The organism is Thiorhodovibrio winogradskyi, from assembly GCF_036208045.1.
Taxonomy (GTDB): Bacteria; Pseudomonadota; Gammaproteobacteria; order Chromatiales; family Chromatiaceae; genus Thiorhodovibrio; species Thiorhodovibrio winogradskyi.
The window spans coordinates 2,204,231-2,227,431 of sequence record NZ_CP121472.1 but is presented as its reverse complement, the minus strand read 5'-3'; the positions used below and the strand labels follow the sequence as shown (position 1 = coordinate 2,227,431).

General features: G+C 62.1%; 23 protein-coding genes and 1 tRNA gene. 7 read left to right on the top strand and 17 right to left on the bottom strand.

Annotation, left to right across the window (positions count from 1 at the left end):
- Window positions 1–8 precede the first annotated feature (8 nt).
- From Thiowin_RS09885 to Thiowin_RS09870, 4 genes are all read right to left on the bottom strand, one after another.
- On the bottom strand, window positions 9–1,025 hold the full coding sequence (locus Thiowin_RS09885; protein WP_328987560.1) for an ArsJ-associated glyceraldehyde-3-phosphate dehydrogenase: 1,017 nt from the start codon (window positions 1,023–1,025) through the stop codon (window positions 9–11).
- A gap of 186 nt (window positions 1,026–1,211) precedes the next feature.
- Entirely contained in the window at window positions 1,212–2,303 is a 1,092-nt protein-coding gene (gene pstS, locus Thiowin_RS09880; protein WP_328987559.1) for a phosphate ABC transporter substrate-binding protein PstS, read from the bottom strand.
- Window positions 2,257–2,886, bottom strand: coding sequence for an arsenate reductase ArsC (locus Thiowin_RS09875; RefSeq protein WP_456243449.1), 630 nt, complete (start codon window positions 2,884–2,886; stop codon window positions 2,257–2,259). Before Thiowin_RS09875 ends, pstS begins: the two co-directional genes overlap by 47 nt.
- A gap of 153 nt (window positions 2,887–3,039) precedes the next feature.
- A complete protein-coding gene (locus Thiowin_RS09870) occupies window positions 3,040–3,429 on the bottom strand; it encodes a metalloregulator ArsR/SmtB family transcription factor (RefSeq protein ID WP_328986564.1) in 390 nt (129 codons plus the stop codon).
- Between the two features lie 244 nt (window positions 3,430–3,673).
- Between Thiowin_RS09870 and Thiowin_RS09865 the strand changes: the two genes are divergently transcribed.
- Window positions 3,674–3,922, top strand: coding sequence for a thioredoxin family protein (locus Thiowin_RS09865; RefSeq protein WP_328986565.1), 249 nt, complete (start codon window positions 3,674–3,676; stop codon window positions 3,920–3,922).
- Complete coding sequence (locus tag Thiowin_RS09860; protein ID WP_328987558.1) at window positions 3,919–4,182, top strand: hypothetical protein; 264 nt, start codon at window positions 3,919–3,921, stop codon at window positions 4,180–4,182. The genes Thiowin_RS09865 and Thiowin_RS09860 overlap by 4 nt, the downstream gene beginning before the upstream one ends.
- A 123-nt stretch (window positions 4,183–4,305) precedes the next feature.
- On the opposite strand, the gene Thiowin_RS09855 is transcribed toward Thiowin_RS09860, so the two are convergent.
- Genes Thiowin_RS09855 through ychF form a run of 4 tightly spaced genes read right to left on the bottom strand, consistent with a single transcriptional unit; the run spans window position 4,306 to window position 9,352 of the window.
- Window positions 4,306–4,479 (bottom strand): hypothetical protein, encoded by a 174-nt coding sequence (locus Thiowin_RS09855; RefSeq protein ID WP_328987557.1) that lies wholly within the window; start codon window positions 4,477–4,479, stop codon window positions 4,306–4,308.
- A gap of 26 nt (window positions 4,480–4,505) precedes the next feature.
- The gene (locus tag Thiowin_RS09850; RefSeq protein ID WP_328987556.1) at window positions 4,506–5,438 is read right to left on the bottom strand and encodes a phosphodiester glycosidase family protein; all 933 of its coding nucleotides are present in this window, start codon (window positions 5,436–5,438) and stop codon (window positions 4,506–4,508) included.
- Window positions 5,428–8,205: a DNA methyltransferase gene (locus Thiowin_RS09845; protein ID WP_328987555.1), complete on the bottom strand. Its 2,778-nt coding sequence runs from the start codon at window positions 8,203–8,205 to the stop codon at window positions 5,428–5,430. Before Thiowin_RS09845 ends, Thiowin_RS09850 begins: the two co-directional genes overlap by 11 nt.
- Window positions 8,206–8,260: 55 nt before the next feature.
- Window positions 8,261–9,352, bottom strand: a complete 1,092-nt coding sequence (gene ychF, locus Thiowin_RS09840) for a redox-regulated ATPase YchF (protein ID WP_328987554.1) — start codon at window positions 9,350–9,352, stop codon at window positions 8,261–8,263.
- A 20-nt stretch (window positions 9,353–9,372) separates the two neighbouring features.
- Between ychF and Thiowin_RS09835 the strand changes: the two genes are divergently transcribed.
- Window positions 9,373–9,939, top strand: coding sequence for a response regulator (locus Thiowin_RS09835; protein ID WP_328987553.1), 567 nt, complete (start codon window positions 9,373–9,375; stop codon window positions 9,937–9,939).
- Between the two features lie 43 nt (window positions 9,940–9,982).
- On the opposite strand, the gene Thiowin_RS09830 is transcribed toward Thiowin_RS09835, so the two are convergent.
- The 5 genes from Thiowin_RS09830 to rpsU form a co-directional block, all read right to left on the bottom strand.
- A tRNA-Ile gene (locus tag Thiowin_RS09830) sits at window positions 9,983–10,055 on the bottom strand.
- A gap of 59 nt (window positions 10,056–10,114) precedes the next feature.
- On the bottom strand, window positions 10,115–11,959 hold the full coding sequence (rpoD, locus tag Thiowin_RS09825) for an RNA polymerase sigma factor RpoD (RefSeq protein ID WP_328987552.1): 1,845 nt from the start codon (window positions 11,957–11,959) through the stop codon (window positions 10,115–10,117).
- Between the two features lie 268 nt (window positions 11,960–12,227).
- Window positions 12,228–14,060 carry a DNA primase gene (gene dnaG, locus Thiowin_RS09820; RefSeq protein WP_328987551.1) on the bottom strand — a complete coding sequence of 611 codons (1,833 nt, stop codon included), beginning with the start codon at window positions 14,058–14,060 and terminating at the stop codon, window positions 12,228–12,230.
- 170 nt (window positions 14,061–14,230) lie between these two features.
- Complete coding sequence (locus Thiowin_RS09815; RefSeq protein WP_328987550.1) at window positions 14,231–14,674, bottom strand: GatB/YqeY domain-containing protein; 444 nt, start codon at window positions 14,672–14,674, stop codon at window positions 14,231–14,233.
- A gap of 55 nt (window positions 14,675–14,729) precedes the next feature.
- Window positions 14,730–14,945: a 30S ribosomal protein S21 gene (gene rpsU, locus Thiowin_RS09810; protein WP_009151539.1), complete on the bottom strand. Its 216-nt coding sequence runs from the start codon at window positions 14,943–14,945 to the stop codon at window positions 14,730–14,732.
- 199 nt (window positions 14,946–15,144) lie between these two features.
- Here rpsU and Thiowin_RS09805 point away from each other — a divergent pair, with 199 nt between their 5' ends.
- The gene (locus Thiowin_RS09805; protein WP_328987548.1) at window positions 15,145–16,398 is read left to right on the top strand and encodes a lipoprotein-releasing ABC transporter permease subunit; all 1,254 of its coding nucleotides are present in this window, start codon (window positions 15,145–15,147) and stop codon (window positions 16,396–16,398) included.
- Between the two features lie 57 nt (window positions 16,399–16,455).
- Window positions 16,456–17,154 carry an ABC transporter ATP-binding protein gene (locus Thiowin_RS09800; protein WP_328987547.1) on the top strand — a complete coding sequence of 233 codons (699 nt, stop codon included), beginning with the start codon at window positions 16,456–16,458 and terminating at the stop codon, window positions 17,152–17,154.
- On the opposite strand, the gene Thiowin_RS09795 is transcribed toward Thiowin_RS09800, so the two are convergent.
- Complete coding sequence (locus Thiowin_RS09795) at window positions 17,100–17,654, bottom strand: DUF2062 domain-containing protein (RefSeq protein ID WP_328987546.1); 555 nt, start codon at window positions 17,652–17,654, stop codon at window positions 17,100–17,102. The genes Thiowin_RS09800 and Thiowin_RS09795 overlap by 55 nt on opposite strands.
- 122 nt (window positions 17,655–17,776) lie before the next feature.
- Between Thiowin_RS09795 and Thiowin_RS09790 the strand changes: the two genes are divergently transcribed.
- Both Thiowin_RS09790 and Thiowin_RS09785 read left to right on the top strand, forming a co-directional pair.
- Window positions 17,777–20,140, top strand: coding sequence for a DNA internalization-related competence protein ComEC/Rec2 (locus tag Thiowin_RS09790; RefSeq protein ID WP_328987545.1), 2,364 nt, complete (start codon window positions 17,777–17,779; stop codon window positions 20,138–20,140).
- A 25-nt stretch (window positions 20,141–20,165) separates the two neighbouring features.
- A complete protein-coding gene (locus tag Thiowin_RS09785; RefSeq protein ID WP_328987544.1) occupies window positions 20,166–20,393 on the top strand; it encodes a hypothetical protein in 228 nt (75 codons plus the stop codon).
- Here the strand turns inward: Thiowin_RS09785 and Thiowin_RS09780 are convergent.
- The 3 genes from Thiowin_RS09780 to Thiowin_RS09770 are packed head-to-tail and all read right to left on the bottom strand — an operon-like array spanning window position 20,378 to window position 23,155.
- Complete coding sequence (locus Thiowin_RS09780) at window positions 20,378–22,138, bottom strand: Hsp70 family protein (RefSeq protein ID WP_328987543.1); 1,761 nt, start codon at window positions 22,136–22,138, stop codon at window positions 20,378–20,380. The two genes, Thiowin_RS09785 and Thiowin_RS09780, sit on opposite strands and share 16 nt — an antisense overlap.
- Window positions 22,135–22,836: a nucleotide exchange factor GrpE gene (locus Thiowin_RS09775; RefSeq protein ID WP_328987542.1), complete on the bottom strand. Its 702-nt coding sequence runs from the start codon at window positions 22,834–22,836 to the stop codon at window positions 22,135–22,137. Before Thiowin_RS09775 ends, Thiowin_RS09780 begins: the two co-directional genes overlap by 4 nt.
- Before the next feature lie 22 nt (window positions 22,837–22,858).
- Window positions 22,859–23,155: a J domain-containing protein gene (locus Thiowin_RS09770; protein ID WP_328987541.1), complete on the bottom strand. Its 297-nt coding sequence runs from the start codon at window positions 23,153–23,155 to the stop codon at window positions 22,859–22,861.
- Window positions 23,156–23,201 lie beyond the last annotated feature (46 nt).

The window sequence follows — 23,201 nt, the reverse complement described above, 5'->3', positions numbered from 1 at the left end:
CCGCTGCATCAGAGCGAATGGGCCAGCATTATCGCAATATCGACCAGGCGATTGGCATAGCCCCACTCATTGTCGTACCAGGCGTAGATTTTCACCTGAGTGTCATCGATCACCAGGGTCGAGAGGGCGTCGACGATGGACGAGCGTGGGTCGTTCAAATAATCAACCGACACCAACGGGCGTTCCTCGTAGCCGAGAATTCCGGCCAATTCGCCCTCGGCTGCGTTTTTGAGCAGCGCATTGATGTCCTCGGCCGTCACCTTGCGTTCGGCCTCGAAGACAAAGTCGGTCAGCGAGGCATTGAGCAGCGGCACTCGCACCGCGTGGCCGTTGAGCTTGCCGGTCAGCTCGGGGAAGATCTTGGTGATGGCCCGCGCGCTGCCAGTTGTTGTTGGGATGAGCGACTGGCCGCAGGCACGCGCTCGGCGCGGATCCTTATGACCCAGATCGACGATGCGCTGGGTGTTGGTGATGTTATGCAGGGTGGTCATGCTGCCGTGACGGATGCCGACCTGCTCGTGCAACACCTTGACCACCGGAGCCAGGCAATTGGTAGTGCAGGAGGCAGCGGTGACCAGGCGATGTCGCGCCGGATCGTAGCGCTCATGATTGACGCCATAGACGATGTCGAGCGCGCCCTGGGTCGGTGCCGCGACCAGGACTTTCTTCACCCCTTGATCGAAATAGCCTTCCAGCAGTTGCGGCTGCTTGTGATGCTTGCCGGTCGCCTCGATGACGATGTCGCAGTCCGACCAGTCGACCTCGGCGATGGTTTTGACTGAACTGTAATGCAAGGGCTGGTCGTCGATGCTCAGGCGCTCGCCATCGCCCGCGCAGTCATGCCCCCAGCGCCCGTGCACCGAGTCAAATTCCAACAGATGCGCACTGCCCGCCGCATCGCAGGCGATCTCATTGATGCGGGTGAAGGCAAGCGGCTGCTCGCCCGCGCCCAGCCGATCCCAGGCCGCGCGCAGCCCAAGCCGTCCCATGCGGCCGAAGCCGTTGATACCGATGCGGATGGTCATCTTTCATTGTCTCCTGCGGCGTCGCTTGGCGAGCATAATATATCCTTTATCTGTTATATTTCAAGAAACAGATTAAACCACAACAAAAAGAGCCGGCGCCCCGGGCTTGCGGATCGCCGGCTCTTGATCGAATCTCGGCGCCGTGGCCGATGCAAAAAAAATCCGCAAGGCGCTAAGGGCTTGTCTTCAGCGCGCGATCCCACTCAGACCATCGAGCTCCAGCAAGCTCGCCCTGGCCAGAGTCTCCGGCAGGGGCACGAAGCCCAGATCGGCGGCCTGAGCTTGCCCTTCGGTCAGCGTCCAGCGCAGGAAGTCATGCACCGCGCGGGTGTTGAAGGGTTCCGGGTAGTCGGACCGCACCAGCGCCCAGGTGAAGGTGACAATGGGATAGGAGCGCGCGCCCTCGGGGTCGGGTACGGTGACGCTCAGATCCTCCGGCATGGCATCCGAGCCATCGGCCAGGGCGCGCTGGCCGGTGTCGGCGGTGGGTGCGATCAGTCCACCCGTGCGATTTTCCAGCCAGGCCAGTGGCAAATGCAGGCGGCGGGCGAAGCCGGCCTCGACATAGCCGATAGCACCGTGAGTGATTTTGACCCGCTGGGCGACGCCCTCGTTGCCGGATGCGAGCATGGTGCCGGACGGCCAGCCAATCTGCTTGCCGACACTGTATTGCTCGGCCCACGCGGGCGCGATGCTGGCGAGATGGTTGGTGAAGGCAAAGGTGGTGCCGCTGCTGTCGCGCCGGGCGACTACTTGAATCAATTTGCTGGGCAATGCCAAACCAGGATTGGCCGCCTGGATGCGTGGGTCATCCCAGCGGTGGATCTTGTTGAGGAAAATATCCACATAGACATCACGCGGCAGATTGAGCGGGCCATCGACACCAGGCAGGTTATAGGCCAGCGCGATCATGCCGCCGGTGATGGGAAGCTGCGCGAAGGCGCCGTCGATTTGGGCGATCTCCTCAGGCTTGAGTGGTGCATCGGTGGCGCCGATGGCCACCTCCCCGGCGATGAAGCGCTTAATCCCCTCGCCACTGCCAACCGAGGCATAGCTCAGCGCCAGATCGGGGTGTTGCTCGCCATAGCGTTTCATCCATCGACTGATCAGTGGCGCGGCGAAGCTGGAGCCGGCAGCCGTCAGGGCCGAGGCTGCCCGGGTTTCCGCCGCGCCGGATGCGGCTTTCTCAGAGGGGTCGGATGGGCCGCAGCCGCTTAGGCTAGCAACAAGGCTAGCGCCAATCAGCAACCCGGCCAGCAGAAAATGCTTGGATGTCATGGCGGAAACCTCGGTCTTCGGGAGGTTGAGAGTGGGATCTGGCGGCCTTGATGTCCGCTTGCCAGTCGGCTTTGGCCAGATTGTTCGCGCGCAGCCCGCCGATGCGATCCATCTCGCGTTGCAGCTTGAGCCGATCCAGCGAGGCGATGGGCAGGGCGGTGAAAATCTTGACGCGGTTGTCCAGTTCGCGAAAGGCGGTTTGGAACGCCGTCAGTCGGGTCAGGCGCTCGCCCTCGACGGTGGCAGGGTCGGTGATGCCCCAGTGCGCGGTCAGTGGCTGCCCTGGCCAGGTCGGGCAGAGCTCGGTGGCCGCGGCATCACAGACGGTGATGACAAAGTCCATCTCGGGCGCGTCCGGCTGGCTGAACTCCGCCCAATCCTTGCTGCGCAGGTGCTCGGTGGCGTGGTTGTACTTGCGCAGCACCTCGAGTGCGAACGGGTTGATCTCGCCGCGCGGGTGGCTGCCAGCGCTGAAGCCACGAAAGCGGCCCTGGCCCCAGCGTTGGATGAGGCATTCGCCAAAGATGCTGCGGGCCGAGTTGCCGGTACAGAGGAATAAGACGTTGTAAATCGGTTCAGCCATGAAACCTGTCCGGGTTGGAGCAGTATTGAAGTGAAACAACAGGTCATGGGCGGCAGAATATCTGTCTTTTGTTATATTTTGATGACACCAACCGCACCTTCGCCAACCGGACCGGCGTCGGGCCATGGCCAATCAGCGCGATCCATCATGGCATCAGTCCACCGCGGCTTCGCAGCGCGGCGCGCCGGGGCGATTGGCCAGCGCCGCCAGTGCCCTTTGATCATCGTCAAAGGGTGCTGCTCCTCTGAGTCCCGCCACTAGCTCGCGCAGGACCGCCTTGGCCCAGGGTGGCAGATCGGGGTGAATACGATAGTAAATCCAGGTGCCGGCGCGGCGGTCGGCGACCAGCGCCAGCTCGCGCAGTTGCGCTAGATGACGCGAGATGTGCGGCTGGGAGACGCCGATGGCCCCGGTCAACTCACACACGCACAGCTCGCCCTCGCGCAACAGCAACATCAGCATGCGCAAGCGGGTGTCGTTGGCCAGGGCGGCAAAGAAGGCCGTGGCGGCGATGGATGTGGGCGGGAGGGCTGAATGGGACATGAACAGTGGAGCGTTGGTGAGAGGGGATTGAGAGTGCCGCCGTCGCGATGATCTTGTCAACCAAGGCCGGGCGGCTTTAAACCGTCACGACTTGGCCGATATCCGCGGTCAGCGTAATAATCCGTGCTTGACGCTGGGCAATTCAATAGATATGTTTAATCCAATATAACGTATTCCGTATTTTGAGAGCCGCACTGCCCCCCCTCCCCCCCGGCGTCCATTCACCCAACACGGATCTTGTGCCATGAAAGAAATCAAAGTTTTAGGTTCCGGCTGCCGCAACTGCGAGATCACCGCGCAGGCCATCGCCAGCGCTGCCGAGCAGGCCGGGGTGGCCATTGATTTGATCAAGGTCACCGACATCGCCGCGATCATGGGCTTCGGCGTCATGTCCACCCCCGGCGTGGTGATCGACGGCCAGGTGGTGCACTCCGGCAGTGTGCCGGGGCCGGATCTGGTGCGCGGCTGGTTCAAGAACGAGGCAGGTGCATGAGCGTTCAGTGCGAAACGCTTGCCCGCCAGGAAGCCGGGGCCGCTGCCGATAACGGCTGGAACACCCACTCAACCGGACACGATGTCACCCCAGCCATGACCGACATCGCCTTTGCCAACGATCCGCGCGGCTTCGATTATGTGGAACGCCAGGCGATGAAAATCCAATTGCCGGAGCTGATGGAACTCCAAGCCAGCGGCCAGGCGCAAGTGACTATATCCGCTTACCCGAGGAACACGCCGCCTGGCAGGAGGGCATAGGTACCTATATTCCGCTCAATGAACTGCCGGATCGGCTCGTCGAACTGCCCAAAGACAAATTGCTGGTAGTCGCCTGCACGATGACGGATCGCTCCAACACCAGGCAAGCTGATCTCCAGAAATTTACGCTGAGCCTAATTTCAGCACCAGACGCAGATTGGTGCGGGAAATAACCATCTCGGTTTCATTCAGCTTCTCGCAGATTTTTGCAATGAGCCAATCATTCGCCACATTAGCGGAATGATACAGTCGCACTGTCAATATACCCGCCTCTGGATCAGGGACCGATTGCAGCACGAAAGGCTGCCAACCAGGCGCACGCCTCAGCGGGGGCATATCCCCAAGAGGTTGCGCACGGGCTTGAGGGGATGCACCACGACAGCACCCTGGCCCGAACCGCGCTCGAAGAAAAATCCCGTTGAAGAACCGCCGTCGAGGTTAATCGCACGCTCCACCGGCCAGTCGGTCAGACAGCCCAGACTGGCCAGGCAATCGGACAGATCGGCCAGGCTGATTGGGTTGCGCGTCGCGCCCAGCACCCAGTGACCGCGCCAGTCGGTCGCGGCGAAGCTGCGGCGCGCGACCGGCGCGGTTCTCAGCCCTCGCACGGCGCGGCCATATTCGACCAGATAGGGGCCGGTCTGCAAGAGGGCGTCAATACCGGCATGGTCATGAAAAGCCCCATGGCGCCGCAGATAGTTACCGTCAGCATCAGCGTAGAGCACGCCGCTCAGCAGCTTTGCCCGTTCAAGCCGATTAATGCGTTGTCCATCGGCGACCACCAGGCCCAGCGGACGGCCGTTTGGGTGAAAAAACCCGCCATTGATCCCGGCTGGGATTCCAGCGCCACGAAACACCGCATCGATGCGTTTTTTCGGGTTGGAGTCGATGGACGCAAGATCGACCACCGCGAGCCGGAAGGCGCGGGAATGAAAGAAAGCCAAATGGACGCCGATGCGCTGGCCGTCAGATTGCCGCTGGGCCGATGCTTCGGCGTAGGCCAAGTCCGCTTTGGCCAGTAACTCTGGTCGCGGCTCCAGGGGCTGCCAGTCCGACGCGGGTGCTGTCGTGGTGGTCAGCATCAGAGCGGGCAGCAGCCAGGACAGAGGGCGCGCCAGCCAGGGCCAGCCGCGCGACTGGCGCGCGCGTGGTTTTCCGCAACGGCCCGGGCGCCACTGCAACGCCGCGGCGAACAGATTCGCCCCTCCAAAGGAGCGGTCGTGGTCTTTGGTCCCGATCATGATCTCAGCCGCCATGCAGCATCTCCTCGTAGCGTCCCAGCAAATGCTCCACCCGCTCGCGCTCGCTGGCGAAACCGCCGCTGCGATAAAGCAGGTCGACCGCGCGGTCGAGCGCTTGATGCGCGCGGCGCAGCCTTGTGGGCATGCCGATGCTGTCATAAAGATCGGCCAGCGTGGCGGTGGGATACTCGTCGCGCGCATCCAGCACCGCCCGCGCCAGGGGCTCGAGTTTCACCAGGCTGTCCTGACCGACCTGGGGCAACGGGAAGGTGTTGTACACCATGCCGATGGAATAGCGGTAACGACTTTCCAGTCGCCCGCCGATGCGGCGCAGCCAGCTCATGTGCATGGCCGAGGTCAGAAGCGCGAACAGCGGCAGGGTCGCGCCTTCGAGAATGCGCACCAGATTGCTTGGGATGACCGGCGGCTCCAACCAGCCGATGGGGACATAGTCGCGCCGCTCGGAGCTGACTTCCGGGATGACCAGAAAGGGCGTGGTGGGGATGACATTCACATGATAAAGCAGCGGCGTCTCGGCGAGTTGTTGCGTCGGCTTGCTCTTGCTTTGCTGGCGAAAGGCGCGCACGGCGGCGACGCGCTCGCGCACCCTGGGCAGGCGCTTGAGCAGCGCCGGCTCGACCCGTTGCAGGGCCAGAATCCAACGCTCACCTCCGTTGAGGAACTCCTGGCTGCCGATGTAGGGTCGCAACAGGGGCTCGGCCTCGGGCTCGGCGGCCAGCAGTTCGGCGCGCTCGGCGGCGCTCAGGATGTAATGCCCGCCGTCGATGGGTTTGGAGCCAATGATCAGCTTCGGCAGGCCGTTGATGGGCGCGGGTGTCTCGCGCACCACCAGATGGGGGTCTTTGAGGCTGCCGGCGTCGGACAGATAAGGCGACAGCGCCTTGAGCGCGCTTTCATGCGGCTCCCCTTTGATGTCTGGATAGTCGAACAGCCGTTTGCGCACGGGCGCCTCATTGCTGCGCGTGAGCCCGAGGATCACCACATGCACATGGGCCTTGCCGCGCGCGTCCGAGCCCCAGGCAAAGGTGCGATGGGCAAAGGCGATCTCCAGCCCGCGCGCGAACAGCCGGGGCCAGAGTTGGGCAACCTGTTCACCCTGAATCACCGAATTGGTCGCCACGAATCCGATGCGCGGGCCGATGCGCGGGCGGTTGCGTGGCGGAACAGCCTGCAGATACTCAGCGGCGGTGAGAAACCAGGCGCTCACATAATCCAGCGTGCCGCCGGACTGCCCCAAGGCGGCGATGCGCCTGACCTGGGCGCGCTGCACGGCGCTCTGGTATTTGGCGCCAACAAAGGGCGGATTGCCGAGCAGAATATGGCAACGCGCGGGCGGCAGGAACTCGGCCCAGTCCATTTCGAGTGCATCGGCATTGAGAATCCGCGGGGCGGCGCGCAGCGGGATGCGCACATAGCTCTGGCCGAATTCCAGGCTGAGCCTGGTGTTCATGATGTGATCCATCATCCAGAGCGCCGTCTCGGCGATGCGCGCCGGGAACTCCAAAATCTCGATGCCGTGGAACTGATCGACATCGAGCAGGGACAGCTCGGCGGCATCCAGCTCCTGCTGACCGCTGGCGAGGCTGTCGGCACGCAGCTCGCGGATCACTTCGATCTCCAACAGCCGCAGTTCGCGATAGGTGATAATCAAAAAGTTTCCGCAGCCGCAGGCAGGGTCGAAAAAGGTCATCTCACCCAGCCGGCGCTGGAATGCCTGCAGCAGCTTGCGCCTGTGGGTATCCCGACGCGCCTTGAGTGCGTCAAGCTCGGCGCGCAGATCGTCGAGAAACAGCGGCGCTATGACCTTGAGAATATTTTGCTCGGTGGTGTAGTGCGCGCCCTGGCGCCGGCGTTCGTCCCTGTCCATCACCGACTGAAACAGGGAGCCGAAAATGGCCGGTGAGATTTTCGACCAGTCGAAGGCGCAGGCCTCGAGCAGCCGTTGGCGCATGGCGGCATTGAAAAAGGGAATCAGGACGGGTTCACGAAACAGCTCGCCATTAACGTAGGGAAAGCGCGCCAGATCGGCATCCAGATAGGGCGCGCGCTGCTCGGGCGGGGTGTTGAGCAGCTGAAACAGGCTGCTGATCAACACGCCTATGTCGCTGCCGTCTTCGCGGGTTCGCTGCTCAATGCAATCCTGAAAGCTGTCGCGTGGCTCGAAAATGCCGGTATCGTCGGCGAACAGACAGAACACCAGCCGCACCAAAAACAATTCCAGATCATGGCCAAGGTAGCCTCCCGCCTTGAGTGCATCGTGCAGTCGCCCGAGCAGCTCGGAGGCGAGGATATTGACCGGATCCTGATCCTTGAAGCGGCGCTTTTGCACGCCCAGGATAAAGCCGAGCTTCTCGACATGCTCGGGCAGCTCGGCCAGGGTGAAGCTGGCCTGCTCGTCTTCTTCCAGATCGTACAGCTCGAAACTCTGGAAGTCGCTTAGCAGCAGGTAGCGCGGCAGCTCGACATCCTTCAGACCGGGAAAGTAGCTGAATGCCTGCTCCTTGGCGGGTGTGAGATCCCGCCCCAGGCTTTTTTGCTCAACCAGCAGTACACCTTTCCAGAACAGATCAATGTAGCCGCGCTTCTGGCCGAGCTTGCGCACCGGCTCCTCGAAGCTCGCCACCCGCCGCACCGGCACGCCGAACACATCGAACAGATCGCGATAGAAAAGCTGGGTCTGGCCCTTCTCATAGCCCTGCCCGGCCCAGTCACGCGCGAAGGCGGCGGCGCGGGTGCGAATTTCGGTCCAGGTCAGGCGCATGGGGGCAGTGGCCAGTGGTCAGTGATCAGAGTGATCAGTGGTCAAGGGCGAAAACTCAGACGTTGAAGCGGAAATGCACCACATCGCCATCCTTCACGATGTACTCCTTGCCCTCGGAGCGCAGCCGGCCCGCATCCTTGGCGCCCTGCTCGCCTTTGTACTTGACGAAATCCTCGTAGGCGATGACCTCGGCGCGGATGAAGCCGCGCTCGAAGTCGCTGTGTATGACGCCGGCGGCTTGCGGGGCGGTGGCGCCATGCGGGATCGTCCAGGCGCGTGCCTCCTTGGGGCCAGCGGTAAAGTAGGTCTCCAGTCCCAGCAGTCGGTAGCCGGCGCGCACCACTCGGTTCAGACCGGGTTCTTTCAAGCCGAGATCGGCCAGGAACTCGGCGCGGCTGTCGGCATCAAGCTCAACCATCTCGGCCTCGATCGCGGCGCAGACAGCGACCGTCTCGGCGCCTTCGCTCGCGGCCTGCGCCGCCAGGCGATCAAGCAGCGGGTTGTTGTCGAACCCATCCTCGGCCACGTTAGCAATGTAGAGCACCGGCTTGGCGGTGAGCAGGAAGAGGTCGCGCAGGGCCGCGCGCGCGTCCGCGTCCAACCCCAGGGTGCGCACCGGCAACCCCGCGTTGAGATGCGCCACCACTCGCTCGAGCAGATCGCGGCGCGCGGCGGCTGCTTTGTCGCCGGTCTTAGCTGTTCGCGTCGCCCGGTCGAGTGCCTTTTCGACCGAGTCCATATCAGCCAGGGCCAGTTCGGTGTTGATGATGTCCATATCGCGCAGCGGATCGACACCACCCGAGACATGCACCACGTCATCGTCCTCGAAGCAGCGCACCACATGGGCGATGGCATCAGTCTCGCGGATGTTGGCGAGAAACTGATTGCCCAGCCCCTCGCCTTTGGAGGCGCCGGCCACCAACCCGGCGATATCGACGAACTGCATACTGGTTGGCACCACCTTGGCCGGCTTGACGATGCCGGCGATCACATCCAGGCGCTCGTCTGGCAGGGGCACCACGCCGACATTGGGGTCGATGGTGCAGAAGGGATAATTCTCGGCCGCGATGCCGGATTTGGTCAGTGCATTGAAAAGCGTCGACTTGCCCACATTTGGCAGGCCAACGATGCCGCATTTGAAACCCATGGCGCTGATTCTATTGCTGGTTGAAGATCAGAAAGCCGGCCATCATAGCCGATGCGGAGGGTCAATGTCCGCTGCGCGAACCCTCAACAGCAATTCCAAATTCGTTTTCCAGCACCCAGTTGTTGGCCCGGTTATCAGCAGACGCGCCATCTTGGCGTGTCATGAAGCGGCTGGAAGCCGCTTCTACACCAGATGAAACACCTAAAGTTGGAATTGCTAAACCCCTACCCATCCTCCCCACTCAGTTCAACGTATCAATTCCCGGCATTAGCGGAATCGACCTGTGCGAACGGCTGAAGCAGGATCCAGCCACAGAGGACATTCCGCTTATCATTCCGAGCACCATGAGCAGGCCCGCCGACAAATTGCGGGGTTTTCAATGTAGGGCCGCAGACTATGTCGCTTCGCCTTTCCATAAAGTGGAATTGCTCGCGCGCATTGGCAATCAGCTCAAATTGGTCCGCATGGGCGAAGCAATTGAAGCCCGGGCCGAGCACCAGTTCGACCAGCTCTTCGAACCCGGATACACGTCCGAGGAGCGACCTAGAAGGAACTCTGGGGGGAACTCTGGGAGGAACTCAGAATAACCGATCACTGGGAAGGCGAAATGTGTAACCACGCAAAATTTAGTGGGCCGTCAGGGATTTGAACCCCGGACCAAGAGATTATGAGTCTCCTGCTCTAACCGCTGAGCTAACGGCCCTTTGAGGTAAGAGGTGGACGCCATCCAGTTGCCGGGGCGAATTGGATGGCGCTGTGGATTCAGTCGGATTCAATGAAGCTACGCAGTTTGTCCGAGCGGGTTGGGTGGCGGAGTTTCCGCAATGCCTTGGCTTCAATCTGGCGAATACGCTCGCGGGTGACATCGAATTGTTTGCCGACTTCCTCAAGCGTGTGGTCGGTGTTCATGTCGATCCCGAAGCGCATGCGAAGAACTTTGGCCTCACGTGAGGTCAGACTGGCGAGCATGTTCTGGGTGGCCTCGCGCAAGCCCTCGGCGGTGGCGGAGTCGACCGGAGAGATGACGCTGGAATCCTCAATGAAGTCACCGAGATGAGAGTCCTCGTCGTCGCCGATCGGGGTTTCCATGGAGATGGGCTCCTTTGCGATCTTGAGCACCTTGCGCACTTTGTCCTCGGGCATTTCCATGCGTTCGGCTAGTTCCTCCGGAGTGGCTTCGCGTCCCATTTCCTGCACCATCTGCCGAGAGATGCGGTTGAGCTTGTTGATGGTCTCAATCATGTGCACTGGGATACGGATGGTGCGTGCTTGATCGGCGATCGAGCGAGTAATGGCCTGGCGAATCCACCAGGTGGCATAGGTGGAAAACTTGTAGCCGCGGCGGTATTCGAACTTATCCACAGCCTTCATTAGGCCGATATTGCCTTCCTGAATCAGATCCAGGAACTGCAGGCCGCGGTTGGTGTATTTCTTTGCAATAGAGATGACCAGCCGCAGGTTGGCCTCGACCATTTCTTTCTTGGCGCGCCGTGCCTTGGCCTCGCCGATGGACATTTTGCGATTGATCTCCTTGATCTCACCGATGCTGAGGACGTTTTCTTCCTCAAGTTCCATCAGGCGGCGCTGAGCACGACGGATTTCCTCGTCATACTCGCCGAGCCTTGCGGCGTATTTCGCGCCGGATTTCAGGTGTTGATCGAGCCAATCAGCGTTGGTCTCGTGATCGGGGAAAGAATCGATAAAGACCTTGCGCGGCATCCTGGCACCATCAATGCAAAGTCCCATGATGTGGCGCTCTTGAGCACGGATGCGTTCAATGGTCTGGCGCAGAATGCGGATCAGGTCGTTGAAAACACCAGCAACAAGCTTGAAACCGAGGAATTCTTCCGATACCCGCTCGCGCGCATATCGGGTGCGATCATCATCGCGGCCGTAGTCATGCAGGCAAAGAATCAGGCGCTCATAGTTATCGCGCAAGGCCTTGGCGCGCTGGGCGAATTCTTCCGGATCGGGACCGGTATCGACCACCTCCGCCTCTTCTTCTTCGCTGCCTTCATGATCGGCGCTGGCACTGTCGACGGCAACATTGGCCTCCTTGGCCGCGCCTTTATTGACGGGCTGGGCGATCTCGTCGCTCCCGTCGTCAAAGCCGGTAATAACATCGGTGATGCGGATTTCTTCGCGCTCAACCTGCTCGAGAAGTTCCAGCAGCATGCCGACAGTTTTTGGGTACAAGGAGAGCGCCTGCAGAACCTGATTGAGACCTTCCTCGATACGCTTGGCAATGCGTAATTCGCCCTCGCGTGTAAGCAACTCAACCGTGCCCATTTCACGCATGTACATGCGCACAGGATCCGTGGTGCGACCGAATTCGCTGTCAACCGAGGCGAGTGCAGCCGCGGCGGCTTCGGCGGCTTCGTCGTCAGCGATCGCGGAATCGCTGAGTTGGTCGACCTCGGAGGGCGCCGTCTCATGTACGGTAATACCCATATCGTTTATCATGCGAACGATATCTTCGATCTGCTCAGGCTCGACGATACCGTCCGGCAGATGGTCATTGACCTCGGAGTAAGTCAGAAAGCCCTGATCCTTGCCTTTAGCGATCAACTGCTTCAACTGCGACGCCTGGTGCTGTTCCTGGTCCATAAAGTACCTATTGAATCTGGCTAACGCTTATAGTCCCGACCACCCCTAAGGATGACAGCGTTGTTTCAGGGTAACGCTCATAACCCGATCATGCCCAATGCCAGCCCTGACTGTCCTGCTGATAATATTTTAAAATCAGCAGGATAGAACCTAAAGCGGCTGCGGATCATCACTATTGCGCGGGCGATGGAAAACTCACAATTATAGCATAGAAACCTGATTTACGGGGCCAACCATCAGCGGCGCCACGCAATAGTTTCACCGGCGCTCAATTCCCGGCGTCGACACCCTCTGACGGACTTCTGCCCGCACCCGCCAAGCGCCCAAGCTCCCCGCTGCTAAGCAGCCGATAACGCTGCTCGCGCTCAGCCTGACGGCAGAGGGCCGACAGCGCCCCGATGAACTCAGACTCAATACCTGCATCGGGGATATGTTGAGTCAGACTGGGGTCGGCAAGTTCCGCCACCATGGGCTCATCTGGGCTGCCGCTGGCATAATCTCGTAACATCTGCGCCGTGATATCGGGGTCGGCATCGGCATGAGCAAGTAGTTCACTGAGCAACCTAGTATCTTCCTCGGCAACCGCGTTCCAGTAATCCGGAATCCCGCGCGCCGCCAGGGCCAGTCGCGGGCGCTGCAGCAGCAGTGCGCTCGCCAGGCGCCCGGGGGTCAGCTGGGCGCGCATGGGGACGCGGTATAGTGCCCTCGCTCGCGTTTGCCCGGCTTGGGGCCTTTGAACGCGTCCATCGCCCGAGCCAGCAGTCCTGGACCCGTGTGCTCCCGCTGGCCAAAAGGCCGACGCACCTGGCGGCCCGGAAAGGATCGCAGGCTGCTGAATGCCAATCAGGTCCTCCAGCTGTCGCAGCAGTAGCTGCCGGTAAGTACCCTCGGGCGCCAGGTTGATCAGCTCGCGGGCCTTGGCATCGCATCGCGCGAGCCCCTCGGCTGAGCCCAGATCAAACTGTCCCCGCACTTCATCGAATAGAAAATCAGACAGCAGACGCGCCTGCTCCAAGCGCTTCTCGAACGCTGCTAGCCCCTCCGCGCGCAGCAGCGAGTCTGGATCATGGCCCGCCGGCAGCAGCAGGAAGCGCACTGTCAGCCGCTCGGCCGCATAGGGCAAACTCACGCGCAGCGCCTTGGCAGCCGCGGCCCGACCGGCTTTGTCCCCGTCGAAACAGAACACCAGCTCATCGCTGTGGCGCTTGAGCTGCTGGATTTGTTCTGGCGTGGTGGCTGTACCTAGCGTGGCCACTGCATAAGGCAGACCAAACTGGGTCAGCGCGATCACGTCCATGTAGCCTTCAACGATCAGCAGGCGAGTGAGTTGGCGCCGACGTTGCCGCGCCTCGAACAGGCCGTAAAGTCCCCGGCCTTTGTGGAACACAGGCGTTTCGGGCGAGTTCAGATACTTGGGCTCGGATTGATCGAGTACGCGCCCACCAAAGGCGATCGTGCGTCCGCGATGATCCCGGATCGGAAAGATAACGCGGTTGCGAAAGCGGTCGTAGCGACGGGTTGCGGCGGCTGTCTCCCGCTCAATAACGAGACCGGCATCAATCAGCGCCTGTTGTCTAGTCTCATCAGTGCCGAGACGACTGAGCACAAAATCCCATCCTGCAGGTGCGAATCCAAGACCAAATTCAGTCGCCATCTCACCGGTAAGGCCACGCCTTTTTAGATAGGCGACAGCCCGCGCCTCTTCTTGCAGCTGGCGTTGGTATAACTCGCCGGCCTCTTCGAGCACCTGATAGAGAGGATTGAGATCCACCTCTGGAACCTGTAGGTCGTCGCCAGACCCAGCATCAGGCAGCGCGATACCCGCGCGGGTGGCCAGTTCCTTGATCGCCTCGGGAAAGCTCAGGCGATCATATTCCATCAGGAAGCCGATGGCGTCACCATGAACACCGCAGCCGAAACAATGATAGGTTTGGCGCGCCGGGGTAACGATAAAAGACGGGGTTTTTTCCTGATGAAAAGGACAGCAGGCCTTGTAGAGCTGACCGGCCGGACGCAGGGGCACCCGCGCCCCGACAATCTCGAGGATGTCAGTGCGCGCGAGAATTTGCTCCTTGAGCTCGGGCGAAATTCTGCCGGCCATGGACATAAAGCTAGCAGATAATTTGGAAAAGTCTGCGGTCCTTTGACACTACGCGTTCGCTTTGCCACCCGAGCTTGCCTTTGCCTGAGCCCGACAGCATGGAGCACGAGTAGAGAGCAATCAGGGCAATGATGCCAAATAAGCTGGCCAGCGGTCTGGGCAAGTCTCGCTCAGGCGTTCAGGCGCTGCTTGATCCTGGAACTGACCTGGCCGATATCAGCCCGGCCCTGCATTTGGGGTTTCACCAAGCCCATCACTTTGCCCATGTCACGCATGGAGGTCGCGCCCGTCTCGGCCATGGCAGCGTCAATGCAGGCGTCAATCTCGGCCTCGCTCAGCGGATCGGGCAGATATTCCTGGCAGATGAGGATTTCGGCCTCTTCCTTCACTGCCAAATCCTCGCGCCCGGCGTCGCGATACTGGGTGACCGAGTCGCGCCGCTGCTTGAGCATTTTCTCAAGCACCGCAAGCACCTGGACATCGTCAAGGGCAATTCGCTCATCGACCTCGCGCTGCTTGATGGCGGCGTTGATCAGGCGAATGGTCCCAAGCCTGTCCTTGTTGCCGGCCTTGAGCGCGGCTTTCATGTCGTCTTGCAAACGTTGCTTGAGCATGATGGCCAGCTTCCTTATCAGATAGCGCGGAAGGATCAGATCGCGCGAAGGCTTTCTAGAACGGGCGCTCCCAGCGGCGCGACTCGCGCGAGAGTTTCTTATGATGACGTTTGACAGCGGCGGCTTTCTTGCGTTTCCGCTCGGAGGTTGGCTTTTCGTAAAACTCCCGACGGCGAACCTCGGCAAGAATGCCGGCTTTCTCGCAGGAGCGCTTGAAGCGGCGAAGAGCGACCTCGAAAGGCTCGTTTTCTTTGACACGAACGTTAGGCATGCAACAATCCCGTTGAGTGGCAGTGATAAGCAGCAAAACTGTTTGGAAGGAAACAACCGACAATGATAACGTGAGCGCTTGCCTGAGTGCAACGCATTCGTGCCCATCGCGGCATTCAACGCTGTACCCGGCTTGGTAACCAGCTAAGTCAACAGCTTGGTCTCTAGCACCGCTGCTTCATTTTCCGCAACGCCAGCCCATGTTTCACCCACTGCCGCTGTTCATCGGCCTGCGCTACACCCGCGCCAAGCGTCGTAACCATTTTATTTCCTTCATTTCGCTGATCTCAATGCTGGGCATCACCCTGGGCATGGTGGCGCTCATCGTGGTGCTGTCGGTGATGAACGGCTTCCACAAGGAGATTCAGGAACGCATCCTCGGTATGGCCTCGCACGCCACCATTAGCAGCGCGGAGCCAGGCGGACTCGCCAACTGGCGGGAATTGCTGGCCCGGGTGCGCGCCGCGCCCGATGTGGTGGGCGCCGCGCCCTTTGTGGAAATCGAGGCCATGCTCATGAGCAACGGCCAGACCAATGCCGCCATGCTGCGCGGCATTTTGCCGGCGGAAGAAGACCAGGTCTCGGACTTGCGCACCGATATGATGGCCGGGCGGGTCGAGCATCTCATCCCTGGTGAGTTCAACATTATTCTGGGCGTGGAACTAGCCAATGCGCTTGGCGTCGGGCTTGGGGACAAGGTCACAGTGGTCACGCCTCAGGTGAATGCCACGCCAGTGGGCATCATGCCGCGACTCAAGGCTTTCAACATTGTTGGCCTGTTCGAGGTGGGCATGGCCGAGTATGACCGCGGCGCGGCCTTCATGCACATGAGCGATGCCGCCCGGCTGATGCGCTTGGGCGAGGATCATGCCGAAGGCGTGCGGCTGAAAATCACCGACATGTTTCAGGCACCGCGCACCGCGCGCGCGATCGCGGCCACCCTGGAGGGTTACTACCGCGTCTCCGACTGGACCCAGGTCCATCGCAACTTCTTCGCCGCTTTGCGCACCGAAAAACGCATGATGACCATTATTCTGTTTTTGATCGTGGCCGTGGCGGCCTTCAACATCGTCTCCACCCTGGTCATGGTGGTCACGGACAAGCGCGGGGATATCGCCGTGCTACGCACCCTGGGCGCGTCTCCCGGCACGGTGATGGCCATTTTCATGGTGCAGGGCACCAGCATTGGCCTGGTGGGTACTGTGCTCGGCATCATCGGCGGGGTGCTGCTGGGCTGGAACGTGGAGACCATCGTCGCCAGCATCGAGCAGGCCTTTGGGGTGCATTTTCTCGACCCCAGCATCTACTACATCAGCGCCCTGCCCTCGGATGTGCGCGCGAGCGATGTGCTGCGCATCGCCGGCGGCGCCTTCGCCATGTCGGTCATTGCCACCATCTACCCGGCTTGGCGCGCCGCGCGCACCGACCCGGCCGAGGCCCTTCGCTACGAATAATGGCCATGAAAAGCCCCCAGCAGCCGCCCCCAAATGCTCCCCCACTCAATGCGCCCAATGACTGACTCCATCCCCGCCCTCGAAGCCATCGGCCTAACCAAAACCTTCCGCGAAGGCCCGCGGGAAGTGAGCGTACTGCGCGGACTCGACCTGCGTGTCGAGCCTGGCGCGCGCATTGCCGTGGTGGGCGCTTCAGGCTCGGGCAAGAGCACCCTGCTCCATTGCCTGGGCGGACTTGATCGCCCCAGCGCCGGCGAGGTGCGCTGGGCCGGAGAGCCCATCGCCGGGCTCTCGGAGCGCCGCCGCGGGCTGCTGCGCAACAAACGGCTTGGGTTCATCTATCAGTTTCATCATTTGCTCGGCGAACTGAGCGCGCTCGAGAACGCCGCCCTGCCCTTGCTAATTGGCGGCATGGGCGCGGCCGAGGCACGCGCGCGGGCGGGCGAATTGCTCGAACGCGTCGGCCTGGCCGCGCGGGTCGAGCACAAACCCTCGGAACTCTCTGGCGGCGAACGCCAGCGCGTCGCTATCGCCAGGGCGCTGGTGACCCGGCCCAACTGCGTGCTGGCGGATGAGCCGACCGGCAATCTTGATCGCCGCACGGCGGCGGATACCTACGAGCTGATTCTGGAACTGAACCGCGACATTGGCACCAGCGTGGTGTTGGTGACACACGATCTGGACCTGGCCGCGCGCGCCGATCAGGTTTGGCGACTGGAGGACGGCGGGCTGGTGGCGGACAAGGCGCGGCCATAACGAGCCTGGCGCCGTGCCTTGAGCCGTCGCACCAGATTCCAGCGCCACAAGCCCTGCACCGTCCAGTAGGCCACTAGAGCCCCCAGGGTGGCGCACACCAGACTGCCCAGCAGCACCGGCCCAAGAATGCCAAGCCAGTTGTGCCAGTCGAGCCAGAAACTGAACTCAAAGGGCAGAATCGGCCGCAGCAGCAAGAGACTGCCGACCAGATAGGCAAAGTAGAACATGGGCGGAATGGTCAGTGGATTACTGAGCCAGACCAGGGAGAAGGCGATGGGCAGGTTCACGCGCAGCTTGACCGCGCCAAAGGCCGCATAGAAGGGTTGCCCGAAGGGCGGCAGATAGAGAATGAAAAAGCCCAGCGCAAAGGCCCCGGCAACCGAGTGCCGGTTGAGCACCCACAGACGCGGTTCGCGCAGCAAATGGGCGACACCGCGCAGGGCCCGGTGCTTGAGCAGGGATCCTGGGTCAGGCAGACGCCGTTGCAACCAGTCCTTCATGCGCCAGCGCCCGTTCGGTTCAAATCCAACACCAGTCCTTTAACCAGCATCATCCAGCGTCACCCACGCTTCTCCTTTAAGTCTTGAGTATAACGGCAAAGCCTCGCCCTGGCTCACAGCAGTTGAGCACGCTCGACTTCATACCCGGTGGGCTGCCGCTCATGGCGGTGGCTTTCAGCGCTGGCATTGGGGCCTTTTTCCTGCAACAGCGGCTGCCATCGGGCCTGCTGGTCCTCGGCACCTGCGCGCTCCTAACTTTGGCGGCGCTGCGCTGGCGGTGGCCGCGGCTGCCCGCGCTGGTGGTGATTGGATTCGGCCATGCCTATTGGGCAAGCAGTCCGCTGCTGGGCCAGCCCTTTCCCGACTCCCTGCTGCGTCAGGATATTCTGGTTGAAGGGCGGATTGCCGGGCTGCCCGATCAAACGCCGGAGCGCGCGCGCTGGTTGTTCGATATCGACCAAGCCAGCCATCAGGGCCAACCACCGCAGCTGTCCAAGCGGGTGCGACTGAGCTGGTACCAGGGAGCGCCAGAGCTCCAGGCTGGCGAGCGCTGGCGCCTGGTGGTGCGCCTGAAACCGCCGCATGGATTTGTCAATCCGGCCGGTTTCGACTACGAGCGCTGGCTGTTTCAACAAGGCATTGGCGCCACTGGCTATGTGCGCGACAGTGAGCGCAACCAACGCCTGGAGACCGCGCCAGGCGGGTACTGGCTCAACCGGCTGCGCCAGCAGATACGCGCTCAAATCCTTTCTGTTTTGGGCGAGACCCGCGCGTCAGCGCTGGTGCGCGCCCTGGTGCTGGGTGATCGCGAGGGCCTGGGTCCGGCGGACTGGCAGGTACTCACGCGCACCGGCACCAATCATCTGCTGGCCATCTCCGGGCTGCATATCGGTCTGATCGCGGCGGCGGTGTATTTTCTTGGGCGTTGGCTGTGGGCACGCCTGGGCTCGCTCGCCCTGTGGTTGGCGGCACCACGCGCGGGCGCTGTCGCTGCCTTGCTGGCAGCCTTCGGCTACAGCGCCCTAGCCGGGTTCGCCATCTCGACGCAACGCGCGCTGGTGATGCTGGCCGTGGTACTGGTGGCCTTGCTCGCCGGGCGCCAGCCGCGCCCTCTCAGCGGCATCAGCCTCGCCTTGCTGGCTGTCCTGCTGGTTGATCCCCTGGCCGTGCTGTCCTATGGATTCTGGCTGTCGTTCGGCGCCGTTGGGGCCCTGCTCTACGCACTGGGCGGGCGGCTCGGGCAGCCGGGGATGATCGCCAGTTGGACGCGCGCGCAATGGGCAGTGGCGCTGGGACTCTTGCCCTTGCTGCTGTTGCTGTTCGGCCGCGCATCCTTGATCGCGCCGCCGGTAAACCTGCTCGCGGTGCCCTTGTTCTCGGTCCTGCTACCAGCCATCCTGCTGGCCAGTCTCATCAGCCTGGCAAGCGGCTGGAGCGGACCGCTGTTGCTGGTCGGCGCCATTCTGGAACAAGGCTTCCAATGGCTCACCATGCTGGCCGAGCTGCCCTGGGCGACCCTGGGCCTCGGCGAGCGTGCCCTCTGGGTGTGGGCCGCGGCCTTTGCTGGCGTGGCCCTGCTGTTGGCGCCGCGCGGCCTGCCAGGACGTTGGCTGGGATTGATCTATCTGCTGCCGCTCCTCCTGGTCCGGCCCTTGCCGCCGGCAGCGGGCACGGCGGCTGTCACCCTGCTGGATGTCGGTCAGGGTTTGGCCGTGGTGGTGCGCAGCGCACGCCACACACTGGTGTATGACTTGGGACCGAGCTTTCCGAGCGGCTTCAATACAGGCTCGGCCGTGGTGGCGCCTAATCTGCGGGCGCTTGGCATTGGTCGGCTTGATCTGCTGGTCATCAGCCATGCCGACCGTGACCATGCCGGCGGGCTAACCGGTCTGCTGGATGAAGTCGCGGTGGCGCGCCTGCTGAGTGGCGAACCAAACGAGCTGGCGTTGAAAACAACGGCTGGTGTTATCGCACAACCCTGCCAGGCGGGCCAGCGCTGGCACTGGGACGGAGTAGACTTTGCCATGCTGCATCCGCGCGCCCCAGATGCGCACGCCAAGCTGGAAGGCAACGACAGCTCCTGTGTGCTGAAAATCACCACCAGCGGTGGCAGCCTGCTACTGACTGGCGATGTCGGCAAAGACATCGAGACCGAACTGGCGATGCGTCACGGCGACGCGCTGCGCGCGGATGTGCTGGTGGCCGGTCATCATGGCAGCGCGACATCCTCCTCGCGCGCCTTCTTGGAGCAAGTCGACCCGCGTTGGGTGCTTTACTCGGCGGGTTTCGCCAATCGCTATGGCTTTCCGGCCCAAGAGGTGGTGGCGCGCATCGATGGCCTGGGTATTCCGACATTGAACACGGCTACCACTGGAGCCATCGCGCTTCTGCTGCCGGCGGAGCCTTCTCGGCTGGCACTGGACGCGCCTGTGTTGTCACGTCAGAAGCGAAATCGACTCTGGCGGCATCATCCAGCACCCCGATGAAACCGAGCAGCTTGGCGGCCAGGGGTTGGTTTTTCAGCCCCTGGGCCTGGTGGAGCGCGGTTTTGGCGGCTGGCCGCTGGCCGCTGGCCAGAGCCCTCAGGGCGATCTGGAGGTGTTGCTCGGCGGCCTGCTCAATGGCCGCGAGTCGGTCAAGCTCCATGCCGCAGCGGCGGCAGTGGGTGGTGCCGTCGGCGCGGGCGCGGCAGTTGGGGCAGCGGTCCATGATGGCGAGAAACCTCAGGATTCCAGGTAAAACACCAGGTCGGAGAGTTCAGCCAGGGTGCGCTCGATGGCCTCCGGGTCATTGGCCTGGAGCGCGTCGCGCAAGGCTTCGGTCATATCGACTAGGTCTTCCTTGTCATCGGCGCTGGCGGTTGCCATCAAGCGTTCGGCTTTTTCGATCATCGCCCTGGCCTGGACGCTTTCGCGCCGCCCGGCCGTATCGCTTTCGGCACCCGTACCGTCCTCAGTCACCCGCTCGGCCTCGCCGTCGATCAGCGCCGAGAGACGTTTGCGGGCCGTCTCGAGTTCCTGTTCCTCGAAGCGCGCGGTGGCATTATCGATGGTGATCTGCTTTTCGAGCCCGGTGCGCTTTTCGCGCGCGGTGACTTGCAAAATGCCGTTGAGATCGAGCGTGAAGGTGGTGACGATGACATTGCCAGCCGGCACATCGCTCAGACCCTCGACGTGGAAGGAGCCGATCTCGGTGTTGTTGAGCGCATCCGGATCCTCCCCCTGGTAGACATGCACCTCGATCTTGGTCTGACCGTTGTACATAGTCTCGAAGGCTTCGCTCTTGGTTGCCGGCAGTGGGGTATTTTTGCGGATCAGGGGCACATAGACGAAAGGATAGGGCTCGCCGTGCATCTCGGCAAAGGCGCTGGTGCCAAAGGTATAGGGCGTGACATCGACCAGCACCGAGGCCACTTTCTGCCCGCTGATGACAGCGGCCTGGATGGCCGCGCCAGCGGCGACACACAAATCAGGGTCGACCTCGGCGCGCGGCTGCATGCCGAGGATTTGCTCCAGCCGCTCTTGTATCAACGGCGTGCGGGTGCTGCCGCCAACGAGCAGCACCTCGTCGAGATCGGCCACCGCCAGGCTCGCGCCCTTGAGGGCGGTATGCACCGCCTCAAGTGTCTCGTCGATATAGCTGGCAATCATCTCCTCGTAGTCGGTACGCGAGATCTCCAACGAAAGATTGAGCGGTTGGCCCTGGTGCTCAAGCAGATACTCCTCGTCGATGCGGGCGAAGGGCGCGTCGCTCAGGGTGATCTTGGCCGCCTCGCAGGCGCGCTGGATGCGCGCGTGCGCGGCGCGGTCCCCGAGCTGCTCGATACCATGTTCAGTCTTGAGATGTTTGAGCACATGCTCGACCAGACGCGCGTCGAAGTCATCGCCACCCAACTGGTTGTTGCCGTGGCTGGCGAGCACCTCGGTGATATCGGCGGTCATGCGCACCACGGAAACATCGAAGGTGCCACCACCCAGGTCATAAACCAAAATGGTCTTGCTGCCCTGATGGTCGGCCTCGTAGGCCAGGGCGGCTGCGGTGGGCTCGTTGATGATGCGCACCACTTCGAGCCCGGCCAACTCGCCGGCATCGCGCGTGGCCTGGCGCTGGGCGTCGGAGAAATAGGCCGGCACCGTGATCACGGCCTTGCCAACCGGCTCGCCAAGATGCTGCTCGGCGACCTGCTTGAGGCGTTTTAAGATGAGCGCGGAGATCTCCTGCGGGCGATAGCTCTGCTCGCCCATGTCAAGATGCACATCCTCGCCCATGCGCCGTTTGACCGAGCGAATGGTGCGCTCCGGATAGAGGCTGTATTGGTTGCGTGCCGCCTGGCCGACCAGCAGCTGGCCGTTATCGCCAAGGCCGACCACCGATGGCAGCAGCTTGGCGCCTTCGATGGCGAGAATTTCCGGGTGCCCATCGCGCACGATGGCCACTTCCGAGTTGGTGGTACCCAGATCGATACCAATGATTATGTCGCTCACGATAAGGTTTCCGTGGGTTTGGGTGAATGTTCATTGGGCACGTCGATGCGGTTGACGACCACCTCGGCCAGCCGCAGCAGTTCGTCGTGCAGCAACCAACCCGGTCGCAGCTCGGCCATCACCTCGCCATGGCGGTATTGCGGGTCGCGGGTCAGCTCCGCCGCGTGCATGCGGTGGGGGTCGAACAGCCGCCCGATGGTCGGGATGGGCCGCACCTCGCGTCGCGCCAGGGTCTCCTCGAGTCGGCGCAGGTTCATCGCCATGCCCTCGGCCAAAGTAACGATCAGCTTGGCCTCGCGCCGGTTGCGCCCGTACCAATGAGGGCGAAAGCGCGCGGCCTGCTCCTGGCCGGCCTGCAGGCGATCGCGCAATTCCAGCAGTTCCAGCAGCATGTCGCGCCAGCCGGCGCGATCAGCCGCGCGGCTTTGCTCGCAGCGGCGTTCTTGTTCATTGCCCAGGCGGGTCTGGGTTTCGCGCAGGTGATCGAACAAGCCGCGAAATTCATCCAGCGCGCCCTTGACCTGGCGGGATTCCAGCTTGACCTCGTTCTTGAGCGCGGCCAACTCGGAGAAAAGCGAAAAGAGATCGGGAGCGGACATTGCGTCGATTTCATCATCTGGCCCGCTGGAATCATCCGCGACCGTATCGAGATAGGCGCGAAACTGCGCCGTCAGCGCCTCGCGAGTGGCTTCATCCATCGCCATCAGGTTGCTCCTCTGATCAGGCATTTGGCCGCAGCAAGGCCTGCAAGCTGGCCGCGTCTGGCCGTCTGGGCGCGCCGATGGGCGCGGCGCGATCGAGAATGTCCGCCGGAACCACCGGGGTGCGGTCAAAGAGCTCATACGCCAGGCGGTCGCGCTCGGTGCGCAGCGCCTCGAACGCCTCGCGAATGGCACTGAAGCGCTGGGCATCGCGTTCTGGTGGGCAGCGGCGGATGGCGTCATGGTAGGCGCGCTCCACGGCCGCGTCATCGGCATCTGGCCCGAGGCCGAGCATCAGGTAGGGGTCGCGAATCATAAGAACTCCATTTGCTTGGACGGTTGCAGGCACGGCCCGGCAGTCA

What these genes read in the sequence shown, in the direction of transcription:
- Thiowin_RS09885 (WP_328987560.1), bottom strand. Translation starts at nt 1,025, where the DNA reads ATGACCATCCGCATCGGTATCAACGGCTTCGGCCGCATGGGACGGCTT.
- pstS (WP_328987559.1), bottom strand. Translation starts at nt 2,303, where the DNA reads ATGACATCCAAGCATTTTCTGCTGGCCGGGTTGCTGATTGGCGCTAGC.
- Thiowin_RS09875 (WP_456243449.1), bottom strand. Translation starts at nt 2,886, where the DNA reads ATGGCTGAACCGATTTACAACGTCTTATTCCTCTGTACCGGCAACTCG.
- Thiowin_RS09870 (WP_328986564.1), bottom strand. Translation starts at nt 3,429, where the DNA reads ATGTCCCATTCAGCCCTCCCGCCCACATCCATCGCCGCCACGGCCTTC.
- Thiowin_RS09865 (WP_328986565.1), top strand. Translation starts at nt 3,674, where the DNA reads ATGAAAGAAATCAAAGTTTTAGGTTCCGGCTGCCGCAACTGCGAGATC.
- Thiowin_RS09860 (WP_328987558.1), top strand. Translation starts at nt 3,919, where the DNA reads ATGAGCGTTCAGTGCGAAACGCTTGCCCGCCAGGAAGCCGGGGCCGCT.
- Thiowin_RS09850 (WP_328987556.1), bottom strand. Translation starts at nt 5,438, where the DNA reads ATGGCGGCTGAGATCATGATCGGGACCAAAGACCACGACCGCTCCTTT.
- Thiowin_RS09845 (WP_328987555.1), bottom strand. Translation starts at nt 8,205, where the DNA reads ATGCGCCTGACCTGGACCGAAATTCGCACCCGCGCCGCCGCCTTCGCG.
- ychF (WP_328987554.1), bottom strand. Translation starts at nt 9,352, where the DNA reads ATGGGTTTCAAATGCGGCATCGTTGGCCTGCCAAATGTGGGCAAGTCG.
- rpoD (WP_328987552.1), bottom strand. Translation starts at nt 11,959, where the DNA reads ATGGACCAGGAACAGCACCAGGCGTCGCAGTTGAAGCAGTTGATCGCT.
- dnaG (WP_328987551.1), bottom strand. Translation starts at nt 14,060, where the DNA reads ATGGCCGGCAGAATTTCGCCCGAGCTCAAGGAGCAAATTCTCGCGCGC.
- Thiowin_RS09815 (WP_328987550.1), bottom strand. Translation starts at nt 14,674, where the DNA reads ATGCTCAAGCAACGTTTGCAAGACGACATGAAAGCCGCGCTCAAGGCC.
- rpsU (WP_009151539.1), bottom strand. Translation starts at nt 14,945, where the DNA reads ATGCCTAACGTTCGTGTCAAAGAAAACGAGCCTTTCGAGGTCGCTCTT.
- Thiowin_RS09805 (WP_328987548.1), top strand. Translation starts at nt 15,145, where the DNA reads ATGTTTCACCCACTGCCGCTGTTCATCGGCCTGCGCTACACCCGCGCC.
- Thiowin_RS09800 (WP_328987547.1), top strand. Translation starts at nt 16,456, where the DNA reads ATGACTGACTCCATCCCCGCCCTCGAAGCCATCGGCCTAACCAAAACC.
- Thiowin_RS09795 (WP_328987546.1), bottom strand. Translation starts at nt 17,654, where the DNA reads ATGAAGGACTGGTTGCAACGGCGTCTGCCTGACCCAGGATCCCTGCTC.
- Thiowin_RS09775 (WP_328987542.1), bottom strand. Translation starts at nt 22,836, where the DNA reads ATGGATGAAGCCACTCGCGAGGCGCTGACGGCGCAGTTTCGCGCCTAT.
- Thiowin_RS09770 (WP_328987541.1), bottom strand. Translation starts at nt 23,155, where the DNA reads ATGATTCGCGACCCCTACCTGATGCTCGGCCTCGGGCCAGATGCCGAT.